General features: G+C 60.4%; 23 protein-coding genes and 1 pseudogene. 23 read left to right on the forward strand and 1 reads right to left on the reverse strand.

Annotation, left to right across the window (positions count from 1 at the left end):
- Window positions 1-167 precede the first annotated feature (167 nt).
- From B9Z43_RS01900 to B9Z43_RS01970, 15 genes and pseudogenes are all read left to right on the forward strand, one after another.
- A complete protein-coding gene (locus B9Z43_RS01900) occupies window positions 168-701 on the forward strand; it encodes a spore coat U domain-containing protein (protein ID WP_108322456.1) in 534 nt (177 codons plus the stop codon).
- Between the two features lie 22 nt (window positions 702-723).
- A complete protein-coding gene (locus B9Z43_RS01905; RefSeq protein ID WP_158270051.1) occupies window positions 724-1,494 on the forward strand; it encodes a molecular chaperone in 771 nt (256 codons plus the stop codon).
- On the forward strand, window positions 1,484-3,844 hold the full coding sequence (locus B9Z43_RS01910) for a fimbria/pilus outer membrane usher protein (RefSeq protein WP_158270463.1): 2,361 nt from the start codon (window positions 1,484-1,486) through the stop codon (window positions 3,842-3,844). Before B9Z43_RS01905 ends, B9Z43_RS01910 begins: the two co-directional genes overlap by 11 nt.
- On the forward strand, window positions 3,841-4,395 hold the full coding sequence (locus B9Z43_RS01915) for a spore coat protein U domain-containing protein (protein WP_158270053.1): 555 nt from the start codon (window positions 3,841-3,843) through the stop codon (window positions 4,393-4,395). The genes B9Z43_RS01910 and B9Z43_RS01915 overlap by 4 nt, the downstream gene beginning before the upstream one ends.
- Before the next feature lie 144 nt (window positions 4,396-4,539).
- Window positions 4,540-5,544, forward strand: a complete 1,005-nt coding sequence (locus B9Z43_RS01920) for a sulfate ABC transporter substrate-binding protein (protein WP_108322460.1) — start codon at window positions 4,540-4,542, stop codon at window positions 5,542-5,544.
- Between the two features lie 30 nt (window positions 5,545-5,574).
- Window positions 5,575-6,165 (forward strand): NADPH-dependent FMN reductase, encoded by a 591-nt coding sequence (ssuE, locus tag B9Z43_RS01925; RefSeq protein WP_108322461.1) that lies wholly within the window; start codon window positions 5,575-5,577, stop codon window positions 6,163-6,165.
- Between the two features lie 116 nt (window positions 6,166-6,281).
- The gene (locus B9Z43_RS01930; RefSeq protein ID WP_108323133.1) at window positions 6,282-7,238 is read left to right on the forward strand and encodes a sulfonate ABC transporter substrate-binding protein; all 957 of its coding nucleotides are present in this window, start codon (window positions 6,282-6,284) and stop codon (window positions 7,236-7,238) included.
- A 20-nt stretch (window positions 7,239-7,258) separates the two neighbouring features.
- Window positions 7,259-8,395, forward strand: coding sequence for an FMNH2-dependent alkanesulfonate monooxygenase (ssuD, locus tag B9Z43_RS01935; RefSeq protein WP_108322462.1), 1,137 nt, complete (start codon window positions 7,259-7,261; stop codon window positions 8,393-8,395).
- Window positions 8,396-8,405: 10 nt separating this feature from the next.
- The gene (gene ssuC / locus B9Z43_RS01940; RefSeq protein WP_108322463.1) at window positions 8,406-9,326 is read left to right on the forward strand and encodes an aliphatic sulfonate ABC transporter permease SsuC; all 921 of its coding nucleotides are present in this window, start codon (window positions 8,406-8,408) and stop codon (window positions 9,324-9,326) included.
- Between the two features lie 23 nt (window positions 9,327-9,349).
- The gene (locus tag B9Z43_RS01945) at window positions 9,350-10,162 is read left to right on the forward strand and encodes an ATP-binding cassette domain-containing protein (RefSeq protein ID WP_108323136.1); all 813 of its coding nucleotides are present in this window, start codon (window positions 9,350-9,352) and stop codon (window positions 10,160-10,162) included.
- A gap of 38 nt (window positions 10,163-10,200) precedes the next feature.
- Complete coding sequence (locus tag B9Z43_RS01950; protein WP_108322464.1) at window positions 10,201-10,416, forward strand: molybdopterin-binding protein; 216 nt, start codon at window positions 10,201-10,203, stop codon at window positions 10,414-10,416.
- Window positions 10,417-10,460: 44 nt separating this feature from the next.
- Window positions 10,461-11,825: an LLM class flavin-dependent oxidoreductase gene (locus B9Z43_RS01955; RefSeq protein ID WP_108322465.1), complete on the forward strand. Its 1,365-nt coding sequence runs from the start codon at window positions 10,461-10,463 to the stop codon at window positions 11,823-11,825.
- Window positions 11,822-12,748, forward strand: a complete 927-nt coding sequence (locus tag B9Z43_RS01960; protein ID WP_108322466.1) for a CysB family HTH-type transcriptional regulator — start codon at window positions 11,822-11,824, stop codon at window positions 12,746-12,748. The genes B9Z43_RS01955 and B9Z43_RS01960 overlap by 4 nt, the downstream gene beginning before the upstream one ends.
- A 180-nt stretch (window positions 12,749-12,928) precedes the next feature.
- A pseudogene (locus B9Z43_RS17530) lies at window positions 12,929-13,003 on the forward strand (hypothetical protein); the annotation flags it as partial.
- Between the two features lie 175 nt (window positions 13,004-13,178).
- A complete protein-coding gene (locus B9Z43_RS01970; protein ID WP_108322467.1) occupies window positions 13,179-14,234 on the forward strand; it encodes a Fic family protein in 1,056 nt (351 codons plus the stop codon).
- Window positions 14,235-14,318: 84 nt separating this feature from the next.
- On the opposite strand, the gene B9Z43_RS01975 is transcribed toward B9Z43_RS01970, so the two are convergent.
- On the reverse strand, window positions 14,319-15,668 hold the full coding sequence (locus B9Z43_RS01975) for an LLM class flavin-dependent oxidoreductase (protein ID WP_108322468.1): 1,350 nt from the start codon (window positions 15,666-15,668) through the stop codon (window positions 14,319-14,321).
- A 184-nt stretch (window positions 15,669-15,852) separates the two neighbouring features.
- Between B9Z43_RS01975 and B9Z43_RS01980 the strand changes: the two genes are divergently transcribed.
- From B9Z43_RS01980 to B9Z43_RS02015, 8 genes are all read left to right on the forward strand, one after another.
- The gene (locus B9Z43_RS01980) at window positions 15,853-16,722 is read left to right on the forward strand and encodes a TauD/TfdA family dioxygenase (RefSeq protein ID WP_108322469.1); all 870 of its coding nucleotides are present in this window, start codon (window positions 15,853-15,855) and stop codon (window positions 16,720-16,722) included.
- A 352-nt stretch (window positions 16,723-17,074) separates the two neighbouring features.
- Window positions 17,075-18,787, forward strand: coding sequence for an ATP-binding protein (locus B9Z43_RS01985; protein ID WP_108322470.1), 1,713 nt, complete (start codon window positions 17,075-17,077; stop codon window positions 18,785-18,787).
- Entirely contained in the window at window positions 18,781-19,620 is an 840-nt protein-coding gene (locus tag B9Z43_RS01990; RefSeq protein ID WP_108322471.1) for a hypothetical protein, read from the forward strand. Before B9Z43_RS01985 ends, B9Z43_RS01990 begins: the two co-directional genes overlap by 7 nt.
- A 41-nt stretch (window positions 19,621-19,661) precedes the next feature.
- Window positions 19,662-20,330 (forward strand): YiiX/YebB-like N1pC/P60 family cysteine hydrolase, encoded by a 669-nt coding sequence (locus tag B9Z43_RS01995; protein WP_146183901.1) that lies wholly within the window; start codon window positions 19,662-19,664, stop codon window positions 20,328-20,330.
- 385 nt (window positions 20,331-20,715) lie between these two features.
- Window positions 20,716-21,792 carry an ABC transporter substrate-binding protein gene (locus B9Z43_RS02000; RefSeq protein ID WP_108322473.1) on the forward strand — a complete coding sequence of 359 codons (1,077 nt, stop codon included), beginning with the start codon at window positions 20,716-20,718 and terminating at the stop codon, window positions 21,790-21,792.
- 30 nt (window positions 21,793-21,822) lie between these two features.
- Window positions 21,823-22,701 carry an ABC transporter permease gene (locus tag B9Z43_RS02005; RefSeq protein ID WP_369910057.1) on the forward strand — a complete coding sequence of 293 codons (879 nt, stop codon included), beginning with the start codon at window positions 21,823-21,825 and terminating at the stop codon, window positions 22,699-22,701.
- A 9-nt stretch (window positions 22,702-22,710) separates the two neighbouring features.
- Window positions 22,711-23,502, forward strand: coding sequence for an ABC transporter permease (locus tag B9Z43_RS02010; protein ID WP_108323141.1), 792 nt, complete (start codon window positions 22,711-22,713; stop codon window positions 23,500-23,502).
- 13 nt (window positions 23,503-23,515) lie between these two features.
- Window positions 23,516-24,352 (forward strand): ABC transporter ATP-binding protein, encoded by an 837-nt coding sequence (locus tag B9Z43_RS02015; protein ID WP_108322475.1) that lies wholly within the window; start codon window positions 23,516-23,518, stop codon window positions 24,350-24,352.
- Window positions 24,353-24,440 lie beyond the last annotated feature (88 nt).

Consider the following 24,440-nt stretch of genomic DNA (forward strand, 5'->3'; position numbering starts at 1 on the left):
GTTTAAGGCATTGGCAAGGGGGGTGTTTTGCTCCGATGGAGGCGGTCCACCCTGCGATGACAAGGTGCCAGCGCACAGACAGGCGTGACTTTCAGGCGTACCTTGGGGCAAACCCTTGGGTGCTTCACCTTCTGAGGGCCTGAAGTCGGTTTTGAAAAGGAAAAATCATGCGCTTTAACTTGACCCCGCGACATCTCCGCCAGTGGCTCCCATGCTTGGTCGTTTGCCTGACGGTGACGGGCCATGCGGCGACGAACACGGGCAACTTGACGGTGAGTGCGACCATTGAGTCGGCTTGTTCGGTCTCTGCCAGTCCCATGGCCTTTGGCGTGGTGTTGCCCGGGGTCACCAAGGACACCGAGGCCATTGTGTCGGCCGTTTGCACCGCCGGCACCACTTACACGCTGGACTTGGGGGATGGTCAGAACCACACGACCACGGGCGGAACGGGCATCCAGTACCGCAGGCAAATGGCCTCAGAGGCCAACCGATTGCCATACGTGGTTTACCAAGAGCCTGCCCGTGCGACAGAGATCGCAGCGACATCCTCTTTGGCGGCCAACAACAATTTGCTGACCTCGACCGTTGGCAACGGTTTAGCCCAGGATAAGCCCATTTACGGTCGCATCGTGGGTGCAGAGACGGTGGCCCAGCCAGCAGGCGTTTATGTCGACACGGTTGTCATCACCATTGCATTCTGACGGTGCTTGCTTCGCATTTGGAATGCGCTTTGCTTTCAAGCTGAAGCGCAGGGTCCGCTTGCTGGGCAGGCTGCACGCTTGGGCATTGGCATGGGTGAGTCTGTCCATCCAGGCCGCGGTGACGATTTCCCCGGTCATCGTCAATGTGTCGCCAGATGGCCGAGCGATCATCACGGTGCGCAATGACCGGCAGCGCGAGGTCCTTTACCAAATCACCGTGCTGCAGTGGCAGCAGATCGACGGGCAAGACCGCTATGAGGCCACGCAAGACTTCATTGCCAGCCCTCCTTTGTTCACCTTGGCCCCTGCTGCATCACAAGTGGTGCGGATGGGGTTTCGCAATCCCGTGCGCTTGCCGCTGGAGCAGTCCTATCGGCTGCTGCTGGCCGAGGTGCCCCGGCCCGGTGACCACACGGGCGAGCGTGGGCTGGTTCAATTTGCCATGCAGTACGCCATTCCCGTGTTTGTGGCGTCCAGCCAAGGCGCTGAGCCGCGCCACTTGGTCTGGCAGATGCGCGAGGAGGGTGGCGCTTTGCGCGTGCGGGCGGACAACCTGTCTTCCAGCCATGTGGTCCTGAACATGGTGGGTCTGACGCGCCAAGCAGGCCCGACGCCGCCAGCCGAGTTGTCCCACCGCCAACGCACCACGGTGTTGGCCCATGCGTGGCGTGAATGGCGCTTTGTGCTTCCCCGTGACAAGTCGCCGCTGCCCTGGCGGATCGTGGTGCAGTCGGCAGACCGTGAGGCGGTGGAGCTCGTTCCGGATGCTGACGTGCGGCCGCATGCGTTTTAGCGCATGCCTCAGCGCAGTGCGGCATTTACTTGCGCTGATTTGCTTGGCTATCGGTGGCCTGTGCAGCTTGTCGACCGCAGCCAACGCAGGCCATCCGAGCAGTGGTTTTTACGAAGTGCTCGTCAACGGGGTGGCGCAAGCGGGGTTTGCCCTGCTGGTGTTGGACGACCCCTTGCACCCCGCCATGGCCAACAAGGACTTTCTGGCGCTGGGGTTTGCAAAGCATGTTCCGCCCTTTGTGCAAAAGGGGGTAGCGCTGGTGCCGCTGGATGGACACGAAGGCATGGCCGTGGCGATTGACACCCAGCACTTGCGCGTCTCACTGAATGTCGCGCCCGACTGGTATGCCCCCACTCGCTTGAATTTGAAGGCGATGCAAGCCGGTCAGCCCCTGCCAGCCCCGGTGGGGGCCTTGCTCAACTACACCCTGCAAGCGAGCCATGGTGGCGGTGCCGCAAGCGCGCAGGGCAGCACCCAGATGCTGTCATGGTTTGGCCCGGCGGGCTTGCTGGAGTTGACGACGGCGCTGCGATCCGTCGATTCAAGCCAGGCCGCTTTGGGCCCTTCGGCCGAAAAAAAATTCATTCGCCTGGGCACCACGTTTTTGCGCGACGACCCCGAGCACCTGACGACGTGGTCTGTGGGCGACGCGGTGCTGCAGGCAGGTACAGGGGTGCCCAGCGTTCGCTACGGGGGCATCACCTGGCAGAGCAATTTCGGACTCAACCCGGCCTTTTCCACGCTGGAAACCCCCACACTTTTTGACTCGGCCCGATTGCCCAGCACGCTGGAATTTTTCCTCAACGACCGGCGCGTTGGTGCGCCGGTGACGGTGGCGCCCGGGCCATTTGAAATCACGGGGCTGCCCACCGTGGGGGTCAATGGCATGGTCAATGTGCTCATCCGCGATGCACTCAACAATGAGCGCCTCATCGCGGTGCCCTATCTGCACACGGCCAGCCTTTACCGCCAGGGGCTGCACGGCTTCAGTTACACCGCAGCTTGGTTGCGCCCGGAGCTTGACCGATACGCCACACCGTTTCTGGCCAGTTCGCACCGGTGGGGGATCACGCGCCAATGGACGCTGGACGCGGGCGCAGCGCTCAGCGCGCGCCAGAGCAGCGCTGGGGCCGGGGCGACCACGGTCTTGTTCGGCGATGTGATCGGCAACCTCAACTTGGCCCTCAGCCACGCCCCCTCAGGGGCCGGGCAAAGGCTGGGCGCATCGGCCCAATGGCAAGACAGCCGTGCCAGCATGGGGGCCAGCTACAGCCGTGCGTCCTCAGGGTTTGAACTGCTGGGCGACACCACGCAGGCCGCCAACCGCCCACGAGACGAGTTGCGCTTGTTTGCGGCGCGCGCCTTGGGCCGGTCGCTGGGCAGCGTCAGCGTGAGCCTGGGCAGCCTTTCGGACTGGTCAGGCCATACGCGTGCGATCAGCAGCATCGGCTGGTCTAAAAGCGTGGGCTCTGCGAATGTGTCGCTGGGCGCTGTGCACACCGCCGGCAACACACTTCTTCAGTTCATGGTCAGCCTGCCTCTGGAGCGGCGGGCGTTCTGGAGTGCCAGCGTGCAAAAGCAAGGCCAAGGCCTGAGTGCGCGCACCGACTACGCCACCGCCCCCTTGACGGGCAAAGGCCTGGCCTGGCGCTTGGGTCTGGCCGCCAGCGATGCGGCGGGCACCCCAGAGCGCACCCGCGTGAGCGCGGGCATGGACATGCGTTCGGACCTTGGCGAGCAGGGCCTGGATGTGGTCAGCAGCGCCAACGGTGCGTCGTGGCGGGCCCGTACGGCGGGCAGTGTGGGGCTGCTGGCGGGGCATGGGTTTTATGGTCCGCCCATCCACGGCGGTTTTGCGCTGGTTTCGACAGGCGATGCCCCCGACATACCGGTCTACCGTTGGAACTTGCCTGTGGCCGTCAGCGATTCACGCGGCATGGCCTTGGTCACCACGCTCAGTCCTTACCAAAAGAATCTGCTGGCCATCAAGCCTGAAGATGTGCCGCTGCAATACCGCGTTGCCAGCCACGAGATCACGGCCATCCCGCGAGGGCGCGGCGGTGTGCTGGTGGATTTTTCGGTCGTGCGTGAACGGCCCGCCTTGGTGGTGCTGGTCCTGCCAGACGGTCGTCCTGTGCCGGTGGGGGCCAGCGTGCATGTGCAGTCCAGTGGCGAGACGGCGCCGGTCGGCCTGCGCGGCGAGGTCTATCTGCAAAACTTGCCTGCACAAGCCGAGTTGACGGTGCGCCTGCAGGGCAAATCCTGCCCAATGTCTGTGACGCACCCGGTCGGCCACGATCCTCAGCCGCGACTGGGCCCATGGCTTTGCGTCTGGAGCGAAACGCCATGAACAAGCCGACCATCAAGCGCGCTGTGGACCCCGTCTGGTGTGGGCCCACAAGGGCGTGCGTGCGAATTCTGGCCGGGTTGGCCTGCCTTGTTCTGACCTGTCTTGAGCTTGCGCAAGCGGCGCCAGCGCTGGATGCTCCGGTCGAATGCACCTTGCAATCGACCCGCCTCAGCTTTGGCACGCTGACGCAGCAGCGGCCCACCCAGGTGCAGGGCGAAGGGGAGGTCATCGTCGCGTGTCAGAACCTGTCGCCAACCGTGCGCACGGTGGATATTACGGTGGGCTTTTCGAGCATGGGCGCGCACACGGCCATGCTCCAGTCAAGTCAAGACGCTTTGGCCGTTGATTTTTTCCTTGACGTGCAATGCGCCGAGCGCTGGGGCGATGGCAACAACGGAGGACGGACTTTGCAAGCCAGTGTGCGGCTGGCCCCCGGTGAACATCGCCAGTTGCGCTTGCCCGTGCATGCCCTTTTGCAAAATCGGCGCGATGCCAAGGCGGGCCTGTACCTGGTCCATGTGCCTGTGCAGATCACGGCGGTGCCCAGGTGATGGATGGGGGCGATCTGCCCATGCAACGCAGTTTTATAGATGTTTAACTCATTTGGAAATGATTATTCAGTCGTTTGAGTTTTAAGGAATGGCTTTCAGAATCCACCCATCGTCAAAAAGACGAAGCCATTTTGAAAGCCGAACATGCAAAAACAACGCCCATTTTCTCAACTGATCGCCGCCGCCGTTTTGGGCCTGAGCGGTCTGGCCGCCCAGGCGCAGGTCAGCCTGCTCAATGTGTCGTATGACCCGACTCGCGAGCTGTATGTGGAGTTCAACCAAGCCTTTGCCAAACACTGGAAAGCCAAGACCGGTCAAGACGTGAGCTTCAAGCAGTCGCACGGTGGCTCGGGCAAGCAAGCGCGCTCCATCATTGACGGCCTCGACGCCGATGTGGCCACCCTGGCCCTGGCCGGTGACACCGACGCCCTGCACGACAACGGCAAGCTGATCCCCAAGGACTGGCAAAAGCGCCTGCCGCACAACAGCTCGCCCTACACCTCGACCATCGTGCTGGTGGTGCGCGAGGGCAACCCCAAAGGCATCAAGGACTGGGACGACCTCGTCAAGCCCGGCGTGAAGGTGATCACGCCCAACCCCAAAACCTCGGGCGGTGCGCGCTGGAACTACCTGGCCGCTTGGGAATTTGCCAAGCGCAAATTGGGCGGTGACGCCAAAGCCAAAGACTTCGTGGCCGCGCTCTACAAAAACGTGCCCGTGCTCGACACCGGGGCACGTGGCTCGACCATCACCTTTGCCCAGCGCAACCAGGGTGACGTGCTGATCGCCTGGGAAAACGAGGCCTACCTGCTCGAAAAAGAGTTCTCGGCCAAGTTCGATGTGGTCTACCCCTCGCTGTCCATCTTGGCGGAGCCCGCCGTGACCGTGGTCGACAAAAACGTGGACAAGAAAGGCACCCGCGCTGTGGCTCAGGCTTATCTGGAGTACCTGTACAGCGACGAAGGCCAGGACATCGCGGGCAAGAACTTCTACCGCCCCATCTCGCCCAAGGCGCAGGCCAAGTACGCCAAACAGTTCCCCAAGCTGAATCTGGTGACGATTGACCAGGCCTTTGGGGGCTGGACCAAAGCGGCCAAAGACCACTTTGCCGACGGCGCGAGCTTCGACCAGATTTACACCAAGAACTGATCAGCCGTTGATCTGAAGCCAGGAGCTGACATGTCTGTTTTATTGATTGCAGGAAGCCCGTCGGAACGCTCACGCACGGCGGCATTGCTGGAGGCCACAGGCCAACGTCTCGAAAGCCGGGGTGTGCAAGTGCAGCGCCTGCGGGTGCGCGACCTCAACCCGCAAGCCTTGTTGTTGGCCGACTTTGGGCACCCGTCCGTGCTGGCCGCGCAAGAGCTGGTGGCCCAGGCCTCGGTGCTGGTGGTGGCCACGCCGGTCTACAAGGCGGCCTACAGCGGCATCCTCAAAGTCTTTTTGGACCTGCTGCCGCAAACCGCCCTCAAAGGCAAAACCGTGCTGCCTCTGGCCACCGGTGGCAGCCCGCACCACATGCTGGCGCTGGACTACGCGCTGCGCCCCGTGCTGCAGTCGCTCGGCGCCAAGCACATCCTGCCCGGCATTTACGCCACCGATGCGCAAGTGATCGTGACGCCGGAGGGCAGCTACCGAGTTGCCGAGGACATTGGCGCCCGTCTGGACGAAGCAGTGGACACCTTGGTGGTGGAAAACCTGATCCAGGGTTTGTCCAACGCTGGGCGCTTCAAGTCGGTGCCGTTTTCTGAAGTGCGATGTAGCGTCTGATGCCTGGTGTGAACAGCGCCCGCTGTTCACCAGCTTTTCCCCTCAAACCCTTTTTTGAAGAACCCGCATGCGCGGGCAGGGCGAAGCCTTGCCTCTCAAGCCCGAAAGAACACACCATGACCTTTGCATTTGACATTTCTCGCCGCCAGTTTTTGGCCACCGCCACCGCACTCTTGGGCACCTCTGCCGCTTGGGCGCAAAACAAGGCCCCACGCGTGCTGCGCATCGGTAACCAAAAGGGCTGGCTGTCCATCCTCAAAGGCCGGGGCACGCTCGAAAAGCGTTTGGCCCCGCTGGGCGTGACCGTGGCCTGGACCGAGTTCAACGCCGGTCCTGTGCAGCTCGAAGCGCTCAATGTCGGGTCGATTGACTTCGGTGACGTGGGCGAAGCGCCCCCCATCTTTGCCCAGGCCGCAGGCGCGCCGCTGGTCTATGCCGGTGCCACCGTGCCCCGCCCCAAGCTCGAAGCCATCATTGTGCCCAAAGGCTCGCCTATCAAAACCGTGGCCGACCTCAAGGGCAAAAAAGTGGCCTACAACAAAGGCTCCAACGTTCAGTACTTCCTGGTCAAGTTGCTCCAAAAAAATGGCCTGCAATACAGTGACGTGCAATCCATCTTCTTGCCGCCCGCCGATGCCCGTGCCGCGTTTGAAAAAGGCGCCATCGACGCCTGGATCATCTGGGACCCGTTCCTCGCCGCCGCGCAAAAAACACTCGACGCCCGCCTGCTGGCCGATGCCTCGGGTGTGGTGAACAACCGCGCCTACTACTTCACCTCGCGTGACTTCGCGACCAAGAACCCCGATGTGCTCAAGATCGCCATCGAAGAGATCAACGCGATCGACACCTGGGCCAGCAAGAACAAGCAGGCCGCTGCCGCCGAGTTGTCGGCCGTGCTGGGTCTCGACAAGTCCATCACCGAGCTGTACCTCAACCGCTCGGCCTTTGGCACCGCGGTGGTCAACCGCGACATCCTGGCCGAGCAGCAGTCGATTGCCGACACCTTCTTCGAGTTGAAGCTGATCCCCAAAAAGCTCAACTTGCTGCACGCCGCGCCGGTGGACTTGAGCTGACCCCCTACTGAGAGAACACCATGGACATTTTTTGGTTCATCCCCCTGCACGGCGACGGCCGTTACCTTGGCTCGCAACAAGGCGCCCGCGCCGTGGACCACGCCTACATGAAGCAAGTGGCGCAAGCCGCTGATGCGCTGGGTTACGGCGGGGTGCTGCTGCCCACGGGCCGCTCTTGCGAGGACTCCTGGATTTCGGCCGCCAGCCTGATCCCGGTCACAGAGCGTCTGAAATTTTTGGTGGCGCTGCGGCCGACCACCATCTCGCCTACGGTGGCTGCACGCCAGGCTGCCACGCTCGACCGCCTGAGCGGTGGGCGCTTGCTGGTCAATGTGGTGGCGGGCGGCGACTCGGCCGATCTGGAAGCTGATGGCACATTCCTCAGCCACGACGAGCGCTACGAACACGCCCGCGAATTCCTGCATGTGTGGACGCGACTGCTGCAGGGCGAAGAAGTCACATACGAAGGCAAGCACATCCAGGTCAAAGGCGCCAAGCAGTTGTTCCCGGCGGTGCAAAAGCCTTACCCACCCTTGTACTTCGGCGGCTCGTCCGATGCGGCGCATGACCTTGCTGCCGAGCAGGTCGAGCTGTACCTCACCTGGGGCGAACCCCCAGCCGAGGTCGAGAAGAAGTTCAACGACGTGCGCCGCCGTGCCGAAAAGCTCGGGCGCAAGGTCAAGTTCGGTGTGCGCCTGCATGTGATCCCGCGCGAGACCAACGACGAGGCTTGGGCTGCGGCCGACCGATTGATCTCGCACCTGGACGACGCCACCATTGCCAAGGCGCAAGCCAACATCGCCCACATGGATTCGGAAGGCCAAAGACGCATGGCCGCGCTGCACAGTGGCAACCGCGCCAAGCTCGAAATCAGCCCCAACCTGTGGGCGGGCGTGGGTCTGGTACGTGGCGGCGCGGGCACCGCGCTGGTGGGCGACGGCGAAACCATCGCCCGCCGCCTGAAGGAATACCAGGACATCGGGGCCGAGACCTTTGTGCTCTCGGGTTACCCGCACCTCGAAGAGGCCTACCGCTTTGCCGAGCTGGTGTTCCCGCATGTGGGCATCCAGGCGCCGGGCCAGCACAAGGTCGCCCCCGTGGGCGAGGTCATGGGCAACGCCGTGGTGCCGCCCGAAGCCAAAGTGGCGCAAAGCTGAGGGGCGTCGCATGAGCAATGTGCAAAACACGTCCGACGCCGAGATCGACAAAGGCGATTTGTTCCTCGACGTTTATCCGCCCGAGGTGTCCTCCACCTTGGCGGCCGAGCAGTCCTGGGGGCTGAACGTCGCGTCCTCACCGATCGACTGGCAACCCTTGCTGCAGTTTTTGCAGTCTGTGGGGCAAAGGCTGCTGCCCTGGCTGGTGCCGCTGGCGCTGATCATCGTGTGGCAGTTGTCCTCATCGCTGGGGTGGCTGTCCACCCGCGTGCTGCCCGCGCCCCTGAGCGTGGTCGACGCCGCCTGGGCGCTGGCCGAGTCGGGCGAGTTGTGGACCCATGTGCGCATCAGTGCGGGCAGGGCGCTGCTGGGTCTGGCCATCGGCGGGGGGCTGGGTCTGGTGCTGGGCCTGCTCACAGGTTCGGTGCGCTGGCTTGAAACGCTGCTGGACTCGACCATCCAGATGGTGCGCAACATCCCGGCGCTGGCGCTGATCCCGCTGGTCATCCTGTGGTTCGGCATCGAAGAAAGCGCCAAGCTCTTCCTCATCTCGGTGGCGGTGTTTTTTCCGATCTACATCAACACCTTCCATGGCATCCGCAATGTGGACCCGGGCCTGATCGAGATGGGCCGCACCTATGGCCTCTCGCGCTGGGGCTTGTACCGCCAGATCATTTTGCCGGGCGCCATGTCGTCCATTTTGGTGGGGCTGCGCTTTTCGCTGGGCCTGATGTGGGTGATCCTGATCGTGGCCGAGACCATCTCGGCGCAAGCGGGCATCGGCTACCTGACCATGAACGCCCGCGAGTTTTTGCAGACCGACGTGGTGCTGGTCGGCATCCTGCTCTACGCCGCATTGGGCAAGCTGGCCGACGTGTTTGCCAAAGGCCTGGAGAAGTACTGGCTGCGCTGGCACCCCGGCTACCAGTGAACACCCCTGAACGAGACAAGAACATGACTGAACACAACACATCCACAGGGCAGGGCGGCGTGCGCGTGCAGGCCCGTGCCTTGGGCAAAAGCTATGGCCAGCGCCGCGTGCTGCAAGGCACCGAGCTGGTGATCGAGCCCGGCGAGTTTGTCGCCATCGTAGGCCGCAGCGGCTGCGGCAAGAGCACCTTGCTGCGTCTGGTGGCAGGGCTGGAGCCCGCCACGCAGGGCGACTTGCTGCTCGATGGCCAGGCCGTCAAAGGGCTGAACGAGCACACCCGCATCATGTTCCAGGAGGCACGCTTGCTGCCTTGGCGGCGCGTGCTCGACAACGTGGCCCTGGGCCTGCCCGAGTCGGGCAAGGCCGCTGCCGCCAAGGTGCTGGCGCAAGTCGGCCTGGGCGACCGCCAAAACGAATGGCCCGCACGCCTGTCGGGCGGGCAACGCCAACGCGTGGCCCTGGCCCGCGCTCTGGTCCACAACCCGCAACTGCTGCTGCTCGACGAACCGCTCGGCGCGCTCGATGCGCTCACCCGCATCGAGATGCACGAGCTGATCGAAAACCTCTGGAAGGCCAACGGCTTCACCGCTCTGCTGGTTACCCACGACGTGCAAGAAGCCGTGGCCCTGGCGGACCGCGTGATCCTGATCGAAGACGGCGCCATTGCGCTCGACGAACGCATCGACCTGCCGCGTCCTCGTTCGCGAGGCGATGCCCGCTTTGCCGCGATCGAAAAACGCATCCTCGACCGCGTGCTGCAACGCGAAGACCCCGAGCCCAGCGTCGACACCTCGTGGATCACCACCCCCGCCAGCGGCCTGCGCTGGGCCATCTGAACCTCATTTTTTCAAACGGACTTTTCAAGGAGAAAACCATGTCCATTCAAGCCATCAACGTTCGCAACCAATTCAAAGGAAAGATCAAGGAAATCATCCGTGGCGATGTCGTCTCCGAGATCGACGTCGAGACCCCTTGGGGCATCGTGACCTCGGTCATCACCACCCGCTCGGTGGACGACCTGGCACTCAAGGTCGGCTCCGAAGTGGTCGCCTTGGTCAAGTCGACCGAAGTGTCGATTGCCAAACTTTGATCACACCGCGCTGATCCTCTCTGGCCCCCAGTGAAAGAATATCCATGACTCAACAAAAACAACAACGGCAACTGCATCTGGGGGCCTTCTTTTTCGGCGTCGGTCACCACCTGGCCGCATGGCGCCACCCCGATGTGGACCCCACCGCTTCGACCACGCTGCGCACCCTGCAAGACTGGGCACGCCAGGCCGAGGCCGCCAAATTTGACGCGGTGTTTTTTGCCGACAACGTGGGCATGAGCGACGGCCCTGCCGACGTGATCACCCGCAACGCACTGCCATACCCTTTTGACCCCTTGCTGCTGCAGACCGCCCTGGCGGGCGTGACCGAGCGCATCGGGCTGGTGTCGACCGTGTCCACCACCTATTTGCCGCCGTACCACTTGGCGCGCAAATTCGCCACGCTCGACCACCTGAGCGACGGCCGCAGCGGCTGGAACCTGGTCACCTCGGGCAGCGAGTTTGAAGCCAAAGCCTTTGGCCTGCCGCACCAGCTGGAGCATGCCGAGCGCTACAAGATCGCCCACGAATACGTCAAGATCACCCAAGGCCTGTGGGACAGCTGGGAAGACGACGCCTTCACTTACGACAAAACCAACAACCGCTTCTTTGACACCGACAAGCTGCACCGCGTGGCGCACCAGGGCCTCAAGTTCAAGGTGCAAGGTTCGCTGCAAGCCCCCCGCGCCCCGCAGGGCTACCCGGTGCTGGTGCAGGCCGGTTCGTCCAACGACGGCCAGGATCTGGCAGCAGCCACCGCTGAAGTGGTCTTCACCGCACAGCAAACCGTGGAAGACGCACGGGCCTTCTACACCTCGCTCAAGTCGCGTTTGCCTGCCTATGGCCGCACCGCTGACGAGCTCAAAATCATGCCCGGCATCTCGCCCTTTGTGGGCCGCAGCCAGCAAGAGGCGCAAGAAAAATTCGAGCAGCTGCAAAGCCTGATCGACCCGGTGCTGGGCCTAGGTTTGCTCTCAGCCTTCTTGGGCAACGTCGATCTGTCGGGCTACAACATCAACGATCCGTTTCCGCAAGACTTGCCCGTGACCGAGGGCTGGAAAAGCCGCCAGGAACTCTTTGCCAAACTCGCTGCCCGCGAAAACCTGTCGATTCGCCAGCTCTACGAACGCGTGGCCAGCGCCCGCGGCCATTGGACGCTGGTGGGCACGCCCGAGCACATTGCCGACCAGCTGGAGCATTGGTTCAAGACCGGCGCGGCCGACGGCTTCAACGTGCTCGCGCCCACCTTGCCGCATGGCCTCAAGGACTTTGCCGATCTGGTGATCCCTGAGTTGCAGCGGCGCGGCCTGTTCCGCACCGAATACACCGGGCGGACCCTGCGCGATCACCTGGGCCTGAGCCGCCCGGTCCACCCCGCCGTCCGGGCTCAGCAAGCGGTGGCGGCATGAACTTTCAGCAACTCAAATCGGTGCGCGAAGCTGTGCGCTGCGGCTTCAACCTGACCGAGGTGGCCAACATGCTGTTCACCTCGCAACCCGGGGTGAGCCGCCAAATCCGCGAACTGGAAGACGAACTGGGCATCGAGATTTTTGTGCGCAACGGCAAACGCCTGACCGGCCTCACACCGCCAGGCCAGGCGCTGCTGCCGCTGGTCGAGCAGATCTTGCTGGGGGCCGAGAACATCAAGCGCGTGGGCGATGACTTCAGCGCCAAGCTCAACGGCCAGCTGTCGGTGGCGGCCACGCACTCGCAGGCGCGCTATGCGCTGCCGCATGTGGTGCGCGACTTCAGGCAGTTGTTCCCCAATGTGTCGCTGCACCTGCACCAAGGCTCGCCCAAGCAAGTGGCCGAAATGCTGCTCTCGGGCGAGGCCGACATCGGCGTGGCCACCGAAGCGCTGGCGCAATACCCGCAGCTGGTGGCGCTGCCTTGCTACCGCTGGACGCACAGCATCGTGGTGCCACCCGACCACCCGCTGCTGGCGCACAGCGGGCCGGTGACGCTGGCGCAACTGGCGCAATTCCCGATCATCACCTACGAGCATGGTTACACCGGCCGCTCGCACATCGACGACGCCTTTGCCAAAGAAGGTTTGAGTCCTGATGTGGTGCTGACTGCCATGGACGCCGACGTGATCAAGACCTATGTCGAGCTGGGCATGGGCGTGGGCATCGTCGCGTCCATCGCGGTGGACCCCGACCGCGACACCCACCTGCGCCTGCTGGACGCCGGGCACCTGTTCGAGATCAACCAGACCCGCCTGGCCATCCGGCGCGGCGCATGGCTGCGCGGCTTTGCCTACAGCTTCATCGAGACCTTTGCGCCCACCCTCACGCGTGAGGCGGTGGAGCAGGCGTTGACCGCTAGCTGAACGGTCATTGTTGTAGGAGTCAGCCCTGCTGGCGATCAGGCGCTTGTGAGGCGCTGATGATCGCTTGCAGGGCAAGCGGCCACCTTTTTCACATTCGCATACCGGCTCTCAGGCCGCGCCAGGCCCTTGTTGTCGGCAATGTCACGCCCTTAACTTCGTCAGGCGCGTGATCAGCTTTCGCCCAATGTGGTGGCTGAATTCAAAGTTACCGGGCCAGCCTGGCAAGGACGTATCAACAACGCGCAGAAAGACTGATTGCGGAAGCGTTCGCCAGAGTGATGTGCAGTCAGTGTCCTCTATTGACCGCAGCTTTTTTGTCGCCTGAACCTTGGCAGCTGGACTCGACCCTTGACGAAATTCAGGGGTTTTTACGGCTATTTATGGATATTTGTGGATATTCATGGCTATTTTTGCGGCTATATTCACTTCTATGTTCAAAACAGACACCCTCCAGATCAGCCCCGAAGTGCTGTCGCTGATCGCCCAAATTGACGAGTTCAAAGGAGCTTGGCGAGCTTTGGGCTCACTGGCACCAGAGCGGCTGTTGGCATTGCGGCGTGTGGCCACCATCGAAAGCGTGGCCTCATCCACCCGGATTGAAGGCAGCAAACTGACCAATGCCGAGGTCGATGCCTTGCTTTCAAACATCAAGGTCAAAAAGTTCACCACAAGAGACGAGCAAGAAGTCGCGGGCTATGCCGATGTGATGGAACTGCTTTACGCATCCTGGGAACACATTCCGTTCAACGAAAACCACATCCGTCAACTTCACCGTGACCTGCTTCAGTACAGCAACAAAGACACGCACCATCAAGGACATTACAAAAAAATCTCCAACAACGTCGCCGCCTTCAACGAAAAGGGCGAACAGGTGGCGGTGGTCTTTGAAACCGCTTCTCCGTTTGACACGCCACGCCTGATGCAAGAACTGGTGGACTGGGTGCGCCATGCGCGTGACCACAAAACCCTGCACCCGCTGTTGATCGTCGCCGTCTTCGTCGTGGTTTTTCTGGAAATTCATCCGTTTGAAGACGGCAATGGCCGCTTGTCGCGCATCCTGACCACGCTGCTCATGCTCCAGTTTGGTTACAGCTATGTGCCCTACAGTTCACTCGAAAGCATCATCGAACAAAACAAAGGCGGCTATTACATCGCCCTGCGACAAACGCAAGGCACCATTCGCACCGAGCAACCCAACTGGCAGCCTTGGCTGGTATTTTTCCTTTCATCGCTGGCCTCTCAAGTCAAACGCCTGGGTGAAAAAGTTGAACGCGAAAAAATGATGTCCCAGATGTTGCCCAAGCTCTCGGTTGATCTGCTGGCCTTGGTCAAGGCGCATGGCCAACTGACCACATCACAAGCCGAGCAACAAACTGGTGCCAACCGCGCCACCATCAAGGCGCACCTGGCCAAACTTGTCAAAGAGGGTCATCTTGCCAAGCACGGGGTGGGCCGGGGCACTTGGTATGAGGCCGCTGTGCGGTGATTGGCCGCGTCTGATTTTTAATTGCGGCGAATTCGCCGCATTTGAAAAGCCTGTGTCGGAGCTGAAGCTGCTGACCTATAGAAATCACGCCGCTTTCTTCACATTCGCATACCGGCTCTCAGGCCGCGCCAAGCCCAGGTTCTCGCGCAGGGTGCTGCCTTCGTAGGCGGTGCGAAACAGGCCACGGCGTTGCAGCTCGGGGATCACCAGATCCACAAAGTCGTTCAGCGATTCGGGCAGCACGGGCGGCATCACGTTGAAGCCGTCGGCTGCGCCGTTTTCAAACCACTCCTGAATCGTGTCGGCGATCTTGGCCGGGGTGCCCACGACCACCAGGTGGCCGCGCGCGCCGGCCAAATATTCGTAGAGCTGGCGGATGGTGTACTTCTCGCGCCGGGCCAGCTCGATCACCACATGGGCGCGGCTGTTGATGCCCTTGGGCGGCTCGGGGTAGTAGGGCGGTGGGGCATCCAGGTCCCACTTTTGCAATTCGTCCAAAGGCCAGAACGGGGCCAGCGTGCCCAGCCCGACCGAGGGGTGAATCAGCTTTTGCAGCGCGGCCCATTTGGCATCGGCTTCTTCTTGTGTGCGGCCCACCACGGGCGAGATGCCGGGCAAGACCAGCAGCTGGTCAGGCGTGCGGCCATATTTGGGCAAGCGGCCTTTCACATCGGCATAAAAGGCTTGCGCTTCGGCCAGGCTCGTCCAGGCTGTGAAGATGGCCTCGGCGGTGGCGGCGGCCAGCTCCTTGCCGTCTTCACTGGAACCCGCCTGCACGATGACCGGGTGGCCTTGCGGTGGCCGCTCGATGTTGAGCGGGCCTGATACCTTGAGGTGCTTGCCCACATGGTTGAGCTTGTGCAGCTTTTGCGGATCAAAGTAAACGCCGGTCTCTTTGTTGCGGCTGAAGGCATCGTCTTCAAAACTGTCCCACAGGCCTTTGACCACGTCCACAAACTCGTGGGCGCGTTCGTAGCGCGTGGCCGGGTCGGGGTGCGCGTCCAACCCAAAGTTGCCATACACCGCCTCGGCGCTGGTGGTCACCACGTTCCAGGCGGCGCGGCCTTTGCTGATGTGGTCGAGCGACGCGAATTTGCGCGCCAGCAAAAACGGGTCTTCGTAGGTGGTCGATGCGGTGGCCACAAAGCCAATGTGCTTGGTCACGGCAGACAGCGCGGCCCACAGCGTGACCGGCTCGAAGTGCGACACGCGCCCTTGGCGGCTGAACGACTCGTCATCGCCCTGGTGCCAGATGCCGGGGCTGTCGGCCACAAACACCTGATCGAACAGGCCGCGTTCGGCGGTCTGCGCGACTTCGATGTAGTGGTCGATGTTGATGCCCGAATCGGCCTGCGAGCCGGGGTGCCGCCAGGCGGCAATGTGGTGGCCCGTGGGCATGATGAAAGCGCCCAGCCGGAGTTGTTTCTTGCTCATGTTCTGTCCAGTCAAAAAGTTGAAGAGACAGGCATTCTTGGGCGAGCAACACGCACGCACAACGAAGCAAATGGTATGAAAAAGCGCGCTGCTGATTTCCGGATAAGCATGCGCCAAAAGCTTCTTTGACCTGAGCGCCAATGGTTTTTAAGGTAGAGCCATCTCATCAAGAAAGGAACACGAGATGTCCAAACTCAACGACTTGCCCCAGCACTACACCAGCTTTGCGGTGGAGCCCTATACGCCCACCATCGGCGCCACCATCCACGGCCTGGATCTGTCCAAGCCTCTAAGCGATGTGGCCAAGACCGAACTGAAAGATGCGCTGGCCCGCCACGAAGTCATCTTCTTCCGCGACCAAACCATCACGCCCGCCCAACAGGTGGAGTTCACCCGCATCTTTGGCCATGTGAACGAGGTCAAAGCCTTCTTTCCGCGCGTGGAAAACCAGCCCGAGATCGAGATTGTGGAAAGCACCGCCGAGCGCCCCAGCGCCGCCAACAACTGGCACGCCGACATCACCTGGCGTGACAACCCACCCGTGGGCACCAGCCTGTATGCGCAAGTCATCCCGGCCAGCGGTGGCGACACCATTTGGTCAAGCCTGACCACCGCCTATGAGCAACTGCCAGCCGAGTTCAAGGCCTACCTGGAAACACTTACCGCCGTGCACACCTGGGAGATCAGCCGCTGGACCGAATACCTGCTGGGCAAAGACAGCAGCGGCCAACAACTGGCCGAGGCCCGCGCCAAATACCCGCCGGTGGAACATCCCGTGGTGCGCGTGCACCCCGTCACCGGCAAAAAGATTTTGTATGTGAACCCCACCTTCACCAGCCACATCAAAGGCCTGCCCCGCGCCCAGAGCGACGCGCTGCTCACGCAGCTGTATGCGCTGATCACCGTGCCCGAATACCAGGCGCGCTTGCGCTGGCAGCCCAACACCTTGGCCGTGTGGGACAACCGATCCACCCAACACTACGCCGTGGGCGATTACTTTCCGCAGCACCGCAAACTGCACCGCATCACCTTCACAGCGGATCAGGCTTTCTGATCCCAACCAGTTGTCTCCTGAACCTTGGCGGGTTCATTTGGCCCACGGCGAAAGCCGTGGGTTTTTTTGTTTGTGGGGTGGAGATTGAGAGGCGTTGAGGTGATGGATTTGATGGATTTATAGGTTCGGGATTTGGGCAGAATTATGCGTAATCAAAGTCACTTAAAAACTGGCAAGAGACATTCAGGTTTCTGCCGTGACGTGCAGTTCCCGACCCATGGCGGACCTAGCGGCCATCAAAGTCCTGTCATTCAAGAATCAATGATGTCGCTTCGGCAGTCGTTCCGTGACGATGTAAACGCGTGGAGTGCATCGCCGGACGGAAACAGCGAGACATTCCAGAGGGGATAATATGAAGGTAGTCTATCTAGGCACCGCTAGCCGACGAAACATGCCGCCTCCGAGCTTGGAGGGAGATGTCATCGAGCTTTTCTGGAACAACTGGAATGACTACGGATATCAGACAAGCTTCCCCACTACCTGCCGCATAAAAGGCAAGCTTGTAGAGCTTGGCCTCATCCGGCTGCTAGTCGATGGTAAACACTATACGTGCGCCTATCTAGACCAATTGCTCGCCAAGGGTTGGGACGGTGTATTTCCAATACCAGATACAGACTACATATCCATCCCGTCAGAGATCGCTTTCTATGAGCAGCTGGAGGGTGCGGTTGGCTATCGCATCGCGACTCGAGTGGCGAAGGCTCTACATGACGCAAGCTATCTTGTCCGAGTTGTGGATGACGAAACCGCCAAAAGACTTGTGGAAACCGAGGGCTTCAAGAATTCACTTCAGCGCGAACGCGGTAGCACCAAGGCATACCTGGACGGTTGGAAGATCCTCGAACGGCAAGCCATAGCGGTGCTAGACCTGGGGTTCCGGTACAAGGACATCTTCGGCAAGACAGCCACTCTGAACCTAAAGTTTCAGGCAGACAGCCCCCTGCCGCATGACGTGAATGTCTTGATCGGCGCAAACGGATCCGGCAAATCGAGGGTCCTTCATCAAATGGTCGACGACTGGATGACTCAGAGCAAAGATGACGAGCTTGGATTTATCAGCAAGCCCAATCTGAATCAACTGGTCGTGGTTTCCTACAGCCCCTTCGAGCGCTTTCCGGTCGACTACCAGCCAAACTCAGTCCAAGACTCACTGGCCTATCGCTACTTTGGCTTTCGCGGCCGCTCCGCGCCAAGCGAGTCGAACAAACGGGGAAAAATTCGGCTTTCGCATGACTTCCCAAAGAGCAACGCTGCGGAAGGCTTGGTTGCCTGTCTGTCTGACGACAAGCGCTATCGGGCGATCCGAGATTGGGCTCACAAGGTGAAGACCGTCGAGCGCGTGCTGTTATCTGCGTTTGACTTCGACTTCGCTGCCGTGGATGTGTCAGCCAGCAAGCGTCCGCAAATCTTTTACAGCGAGACAGATGACGTGAACCCGCTCAGCATAGAGATCGGTGACGGTGACGATCTCAGAAGATTTATCCCTATCACTTCAGGTCACGTTGCTAAGTTGAAAGACGAGGCCTTGCGCAAGTGGATCTTGCCAAAAAATGGCGTCACATTCTTTAAGAACGGCTCTCCGGTCGAACTCAGCTCTGGCCAACGACTCTTTGCGTACATCGTCATCAACATTCTGGGCGTGATAAGACGTAACAGCCTGATCCTCGTCGACGAACCCGAACTCTACCTTCATCCCACTCTGGAGATCCAGTTCGTCGACATGCTCAAGAAAATTCTGTCGCAGTTCAACTCGAAGGCACTTCTGGCAACGCATTCACTTGTAACGGTCCGAGAAATTCCTGCGGACTGCGTCCATGTGTTCGAGCGGACTGATGACAATGAAGTCGTCGTAAAGCATCCACCTTTCCAGACCTTCGGAGGAGATGTTCAACGCATTTCCTCGTACGTCTTTGGGGATCGATCCGTATCCAAGCCCTTCGAACGATGGATAGCAGAGCAGATTGAGGAGCTTGGGTCGGGTGGAGCGCTACTAGAAGCACTCGGCGATGAGCTAAATGAGGAATTGATCGTACAGATCAAGGCCATGGAGCGCGGCCAATGGTGATGCCTCTCCCTCAGCCAGCCACGAGCAGCATTCAGATCATTGATGATCTCGTAGCCGAACGGCAAAACGGTAAGAATGCCGCCTTCTTCAATGGAATCCACGCCGAGTGGCGAACAAGAGTCCAGGACTATGTCGCCCAATGCGGCTCACCTGAGTTCATTCACGATTGGCCCGCAGTCGCGCATAAGAAGAAGTCCTTCCTCAATCTATATCTGTCTTCCAGGGTAGGTTCGACGCAAGCGACGATGCTGGACCTGCTTGACGATCACGAACTCACCCTCTGTCCAGCCTGTGGAGAGGCGGGACGCCCCAACACACTGGATCACTATCTTCCAAAGGGACGCTACCCGCACTTTTGCGTCACGCCGTTGAACCTCTTTCCCATGTGCGATGCATGCCAGAAGGAGAAGCTTGAGAAAACCGGAGATGCGAACTCCCCCCGCTTCTTTGTTCATCCCTATTTCGATGTCTTCGTCGCGCAGCGTGTCCTGGAACTAAGCATCCACCGTCCCTACGACAAACCAACGTTTGCATTGTCCGTACGTCCGGGCTTGACTGTGGCGCAGACCGCGCTCATAACCAGCCATGTTCGCGAACTCGCCATCGAGCAGAGGTATGCACACTTCTTTCGAGGGCAACATCGAAGGCTACTGAGGCTGGTGAACGAGATGCGATCAAACGACCAGAATGTGCAAATGAATCTAGCTGCATTCAGGGATAGTTACTCGGACCCTAGTGAAAACTCTTGGGAACACGTTTTCTATTGTGCTGTGCTGGCGGACGCAAACCTCCTCGACTACCTTGAAAACTCGCAACTGCCAGACTATCCCTAGCTGACCGTCTAGTTGTTACTTGCCGGCCTACAGAAACCGAATTGATCCGCCTGCAAGAACTCTGGTCAAAGCTTCTAACTTTTGACTGCGCTTTGGTCTTTATGCAATCACCAACCATCCTTGCCCTATCGGACCTATTTGCTGGCGACGTACTGCTTTGCTACTCCGGCCAGATGAATGAAGAACACATTGAGATTCGCGGCTATTCACATGTAGCGATCTGCTTGTCAAGCCACAGGGTTTTGGAAGCAGACTCCGGCGGCGTGAGAGTATCTATGGCCAACAACCTGTTGCACTCCTTCGATCACATTGCGGTCCTGCGCGACGATCGTCTTTGGGATGCGAGCCGAATTACTTCGCTTGAGAACTTCGCTAAAGATTGCGTTGGAAAGCCATTCGACATGCGCGGAATGAGGCGGGTACCAGAAAGGAAAGAAGCGCACAGAGACGACGTTATGCGGGAGGTCGAAGACTACTTTGCGGGCATGAAGAAGCCCAGGAACATGGCCTCATTCTTCTGTTCGCAACTGATCGCCGAATCATTCATTCACGTTGGAATTATTGATGAGTCGGCGGCTGTGGTCTTGGCGCCTGCAATCACATCTCCGAGAACCATTTCGGAAGACAGGATCTACGGCCAATTCATCGGCTATCTCGTATCGCATGCCGGATACAAGGTCCCCCACGAGGATCGGTTCAGGTGCCCATAGTCCCCTCTACCAACTTGGAATTTGTTGCGAGTTGTCGCGTGCGTTTCCTAATGCAATGCCCAAGCGAAAAGTGGCTGATCTGGATCGCCCTTTCAAAGGGCTCTTCTACATCTAAGCACAGCGCAACTTGGCTGCCAGTTACCCGTCATTGGCGCAGGTCGGCAACTGGCCCGAACCGACCCATGAATAGAAGGCGAGACCTGCCGGTATCGCTGCAATCCAGTCATCCGTCTGCATTTCTCAGAGTCCAGAAATCTGAATTGCAGCTCGCCGCCATCTATCCATATTCCCAACTCATCTAAGCAATTTCTTATCTGATTTGATTCGTTTTCATCACAAGGCCGCGTGAATAAAGTCACTCCATCGCATAAACATGGAGTGAGTGATGAACCGACGAATTGCCCTTGGGGCGTTGACTTTGGCCCTGTTGGGGGCCGCTGTGGTGCAGGCAGAAGTTGCCAAATCAGAGGGGCCTGCCGTGATCCGCATTGGCGTGGCCACCGGGGGCGTGGGCAACCCCATTCGACATGGCGGCACCAGCACTGCGCTGGCTTATGCCGACAAGGCGATTGAAGAGGAGTTCCGCAAGGACAGCATCAAGGTCGAGTGGATTTTCTTCAAGGGTGCAGGCCCCGCTGTGAACGAGGCGCTGGTCAACAAGCAGTTGGACTTTGCATGGCAGGGCGATTTGCCTTCCATCGTGCACCGCGTGGCGGGCGTCAAGACCAAGATCATCTTGGGCAGTGGCGTGCGCACGGGCTTGTATCTGGGCGTGGTGCCGGGCTCGGGCATTCAACGCATTGAAGATTTGCGGGGAAAAAAGGTGGCGGTGTTCAAGGGTACCAATTTGCATTTGGCGGCGGTGCGAGCGCTGGCCGATCACGGACTGAAAGAAAAAGACGTCAAGCTGATCAACCTGGATTTTGCGGCCACCAATGCGGCGCTGGCTTCGCGTGACATCGATGCCGCGTTTTCGTATGTGGGTTTGTTTGATCTGCGCGATCGGGGGCTCACGCAGATCGTCTGGTCGGCGCACGAAGACAACTTCAAGTACACCCGCCAGACGGCGCTGCTGGTCACCGATGACTTTGCTGCCAAATACCCCAAGGCCGTGGGCCGCGTGGTCAAGGTGGTGGTCAAAACCGCGCACCAATATTCGGATGAAAACCGCCGCAACGAACTTTTTGAGGCCTGGGGCAAAACCGAGTACCCCGAGAAAATCTGGCGCGAAGACTTCATTGGCCAGCCGCTGCGCGTGCGCCAGTCGCCGTTGCTTGATCCGTTTTTGGTGGCCCGTTACAAAGATGCGGCCAACGAGGCCTTTGACCTGAAGCTGACCCGGGGCAAGCCCGAAATCGACAGCTGGTTTGACCGCAACTACCTAAACGCCGCGCTCAAAGAGTTGAAGCTTGAAGGTTACTGGCCCGCCTATGCGGCCAATGGCCAGCAGGTCGGTCGTTGAGCGGGGTGGTTCATGCCTGCTGTTTTGAATCTGGTGCTGTCGGCGACTTTGCCTGCGCCCTTGGCCCCGTCGCCTGAGCTGGCTCAGACACACAAGCCTGCGCGCAAACAGCCTCATCCTCGTGGCGCTGTTGCATGGCAGGGTCTGCTGTCCTGGGCTGCCGACTGGCTCCTGGCTTGGGTGGTTCCCTTGCTCTTGCTGGCTTTGTGGGCGCTGAGCAGCCATTACGAATGGATTGCCTTGCAGGTGCTGCCCAGCCCGCAGCAAGTGTGGACCACGCTGGTAGACCTGACCCTTTCGGGCGAGTTGTTGGACAACCTGCAGATCAGCGCGGTGCGCGTGCTGTATGGCTTTGGCATTGGCGCGTCGGTGGGTTTGGCGCTGGGCGTGGGGCTGGGTTTGTCGCGCAGCTTCAACGCCTATGTGTTCCCGCTGTTCAAAGCCATCAGCCAGGTGCCGGTGATGGGATGGTTGCCGCTGCTCATGCTGCTGGTGGGCATTGACGAGGCGCTCAAGTTTTTGCTGATCGCCAAGGCGGCGCTGGTGCCGGTGGCGGTCAACACCTGCCAGGGCATTCAGGGCGTGGCCAACGCGCATGTGGAGGTGGCCAGGGTGTTTCGCTTCACGCGCTGGCAGTTGCTGAGCAAGGTGGTGTTCCCGGCCGCCACAGCGCAAATCTGGAACGGTCTGCGCTACGGCTTCACGCATGCCTGGCTGGCCCTGGTGGTGGTGGAGTTGCTGGCCTCGTCCGAGGGCATCGGTTTCATGATCGTCTATGGCCGCCAGTTGTTCCAGCTCGACATCGTGTTGGCCGCCGTGGTGGTGGTGGGTGTGTTGGGCTACCTGATCGACAAGCTGCTGGGCGCGGCTGAGTCGTACCTGCTGCGCTGGCGTAAGCCGGGTTTGTGAGGCATGGTCATGTCTGTTTTGAAATCAACTTCTTGGTCATTGGGCCGTGGGCGTGGGGCCGTGCTGCCGCTGCTCTTGCTGGGTGTGTGGTGGCTGGCGGTGGACCGCCAATGGTCCACATCGCCAATCCTGGTGTCGCCATTGGCGGTGTGGGACCGCGCTGTGCTGCAGGTCAGCAGCGGCGAGCTGTGGGACGCGCTGTCGGCCAGCTTGTGGCGCAACGCGCAGGGCTTTGTGATCGGCACGCTGGCGGGTCTGTTGTTTGGCTCACTGCTGGGTGGCTCGCGCTGGTTTGAAAAGCTGCTGGGCCCGAGCTTTCACACACTAAAACAGATTTCTCTGTTCGCGTGGATTCCGCTTTTGTCGGTGTGGTTTGGCCTGGGCGACAGCGCCAAGATCGCTTTCATCGCGCTGGCGGCGTTCTTTCCGGTGGTGCTCAACACCTTTGAGGGTTTTCGCAGCGTGCCGCGTGAGCTGATCGAGGTGGCGCGGGTGTTTGCCTTCACGCCGCTGCAACTCTGGCGGCGCGTGGTCTTGCCTGCGGCGGCGCCGTCCATCTTCACCGGCATTCACCTGTCGCTGATCTACACCTGGCTGGCCACGCTGGGGGCCGAATACCTGCTGGTGTCGGGCAAGGGCATTGGCAACACCCTGATCGACGGGCGCGAGCACTTCTGGATGGACCTGGTGTTGTTTGGTGTGCTGGTGATCGGCGCGGTGGGCTATGTGCTCAACCACGCGCTGTCGCTGATTGAAAAACGTTTGTTGGCATGGCGTCAAAAGACCATTGCCCAGTATTGAAGAAAGACGATCCATGGCACACGCCGGAACTTTGGCCATTGAAGGCCTTTACAAAAACTACCAGGTCAAGGGCGAAACCCTGCCCGTGTTGCAAGACATCAACCTGAGCATCGCGCCGGGCGAGTTTGTCAGCATTGTGGGCACCAGCGGCTGCGGCAAGAGCACGCTGCTGCGCCTGATCATCGGGCTCGAAGAAGGCTACGACGGCCAGATTGCCCTCGACGGTCAGCGCGTCAAAGGCACCAGCTTGCAGCGCGGCATCGTGTTCCAGGAGCACCGCCTGTTCCCCTGGCTCACGGTGGAAGAAAACATTGGTCTGGGCCTGCTGAACTCTGACCTGGCCGAGGGCCAGCGCCACCAGGCCGTGCGTGAACACATCGCGCTGGTGGGCTTGCAGGGCTTTGAAAAAGCCTACCCCTACCAGCTGTCGGGCGGCATGTCGCAGCGCGTGGCGATTGCGCGTGCGCTGGTCAATCGGCCCGAAATCCTGTTGCTCGATGAGCCTTTTGGCGCACTGGACGCGATGACACGCGCCCACCTGCAGCAAGAGCTCAAGCGCATTTGGCAGAGCGAGGGCATCACCATGATTTTGGTGACGCACGACGTGGAAGAAGCCGTGTACCTGGGCGACCGTGTGGTGGTGATGGAGCCGCGCCCCGGGCGCATCCGCCGCACCATCCCGGTAAAGCTGCCACACCCCCGTGACCGCGCCAGTTATGCCTTTGCGCAAGTCAAAGACCGCGTGCTGGCCGAGTTTGCCGAGCACACGAGCGCCGAACTGGCCGAGTCGCCGCTGCGCGAGCCCTTGCCCGAGCAGACCGCCATCCATGCGTGGCAGTTCGCTGTTTGATTGGTGTGCCCGGTAGGTCGGCACCTTCAGGTCCGACGTTGTGGGCTTGGCGCAGGTCCATGTCGGGGCTGAAGCCGCTGACCTACCA

Source organism: Limnohabitans sp. MMS-10A-192 (assembly GCF_003063335.1).
Taxonomy (GTDB): Bacteria; Pseudomonadota; Gammaproteobacteria; order Burkholderiales; family Burkholderiaceae_C; genus Limnohabitans_A.

Coding starts and splice junctions, on each gene's coding strand:
- B9Z43_RS02010 (WP_108323141.1), top strand. CDS start 22,711: ATGTCTGTTTTGAAATCAACTTCTTGGTCATTGGGCCGTGGGCGTGGG.
- B9Z43_RS01905 (WP_158270051.1), top strand. CDS start 724: ATGCGCTTTGCTTTCAAGCTGAAGCGCAGGGTCCGCTTGCTGGGCAGG.
- ssuD (WP_108322462.1), top strand. CDS start 7,259: ATGGACATTTTTTGGTTCATCCCCCTGCACGGCGACGGCCGTTACCTT.
- B9Z43_RS01930 (WP_108323133.1), top strand. CDS start 6,282: ATGACCTTTGCATTTGACATTTCTCGCCGCCAGTTTTTGGCCACCGCC.
- B9Z43_RS01945 (WP_108323136.1), top strand. CDS start 9,350: ATGACTGAACACAACACATCCACAGGGCAGGGCGGCGTGCGCGTGCAG.
- B9Z43_RS01960 (WP_108322466.1), top strand. CDS start 11,822: ATGAACTTTCAGCAACTCAAATCGGTGCGCGAAGCTGTGCGCTGCGGC.
- B9Z43_RS02015 (WP_108322475.1), top strand. CDS start 23,516: ATGGCACACGCCGGAACTTTGGCCATTGAAGGCCTTTACAAAAACTAC.
- B9Z43_RS01900 (WP_108322456.1), top strand. CDS start 168: ATGCGCTTTAACTTGACCCCGCGACATCTCCGCCAGTGGCTCCCATGC.
- B9Z43_RS01985 (WP_108322470.1), top strand. CDS start 17,075: ATGAAGGTAGTCTATCTAGGCACCGCTAGCCGACGAAACATGCCGCCT.
- ssuC (WP_108322463.1), top strand. CDS start 8,406: ATGAGCAATGTGCAAAACACGTCCGACGCCGAGATCGACAAAGGCGAT.
- ssuE (WP_108322461.1), top strand. CDS start 5,575: ATGTCTGTTTTATTGATTGCAGGAAGCCCGTCGGAACGCTCACGCACG.
- B9Z43_RS01920 (WP_108322460.1), top strand. CDS start 4,540: ATGCAAAAACAACGCCCATTTTCTCAACTGATCGCCGCCGCCGTTTTG.
- B9Z43_RS01970 (WP_108322467.1), top strand. CDS start 13,179: ATGTTCAAAACAGACACCCTCCAGATCAGCCCCGAAGTGCTGTCGCTG.
- B9Z43_RS01955 (WP_108322465.1), top strand. CDS start 10,461: ATGACTCAACAAAAACAACAACGGCAACTGCATCTGGGGGCCTTCTTT.
- B9Z43_RS01910 (WP_158270463.1), top strand. CDS start 1,484: ATGCGTTTTAGCGCATGCCTCAGCGCAGTGCGGCATTTACTTGCGCTG.
- B9Z43_RS01990 (WP_108322471.1), top strand. CDS start 18,781: ATGGTGATGCCTCTCCCTCAGCCAGCCACGAGCAGCATTCAGATCATT.
- B9Z43_RS01975 (WP_108322468.1), bottom strand. CDS start 15,668: ATGAGCAAGAAACAACTCCGGCTGGGCGCTTTCATCATGCCCACGGGC.
- B9Z43_RS02000 (WP_108322473.1), top strand. CDS start 20,716: ATGAACCGACGAATTGCCCTTGGGGCGTTGACTTTGGCCCTGTTGGGG.
- B9Z43_RS01915 (WP_158270053.1), top strand. CDS start 3,841: ATGAACAAGCCGACCATCAAGCGCGCTGTGGACCCCGTCTGGTGTGGG.
- B9Z43_RS01980 (WP_108322469.1), top strand. CDS start 15,853: ATGTCCAAACTCAACGACTTGCCCCAGCACTACACCAGCTTTGCGGTG.
- B9Z43_RS01950 (WP_108322464.1), top strand. CDS start 10,201: ATGTCCATTCAAGCCATCAACGTTCGCAACCAATTCAAAGGAAAGATC.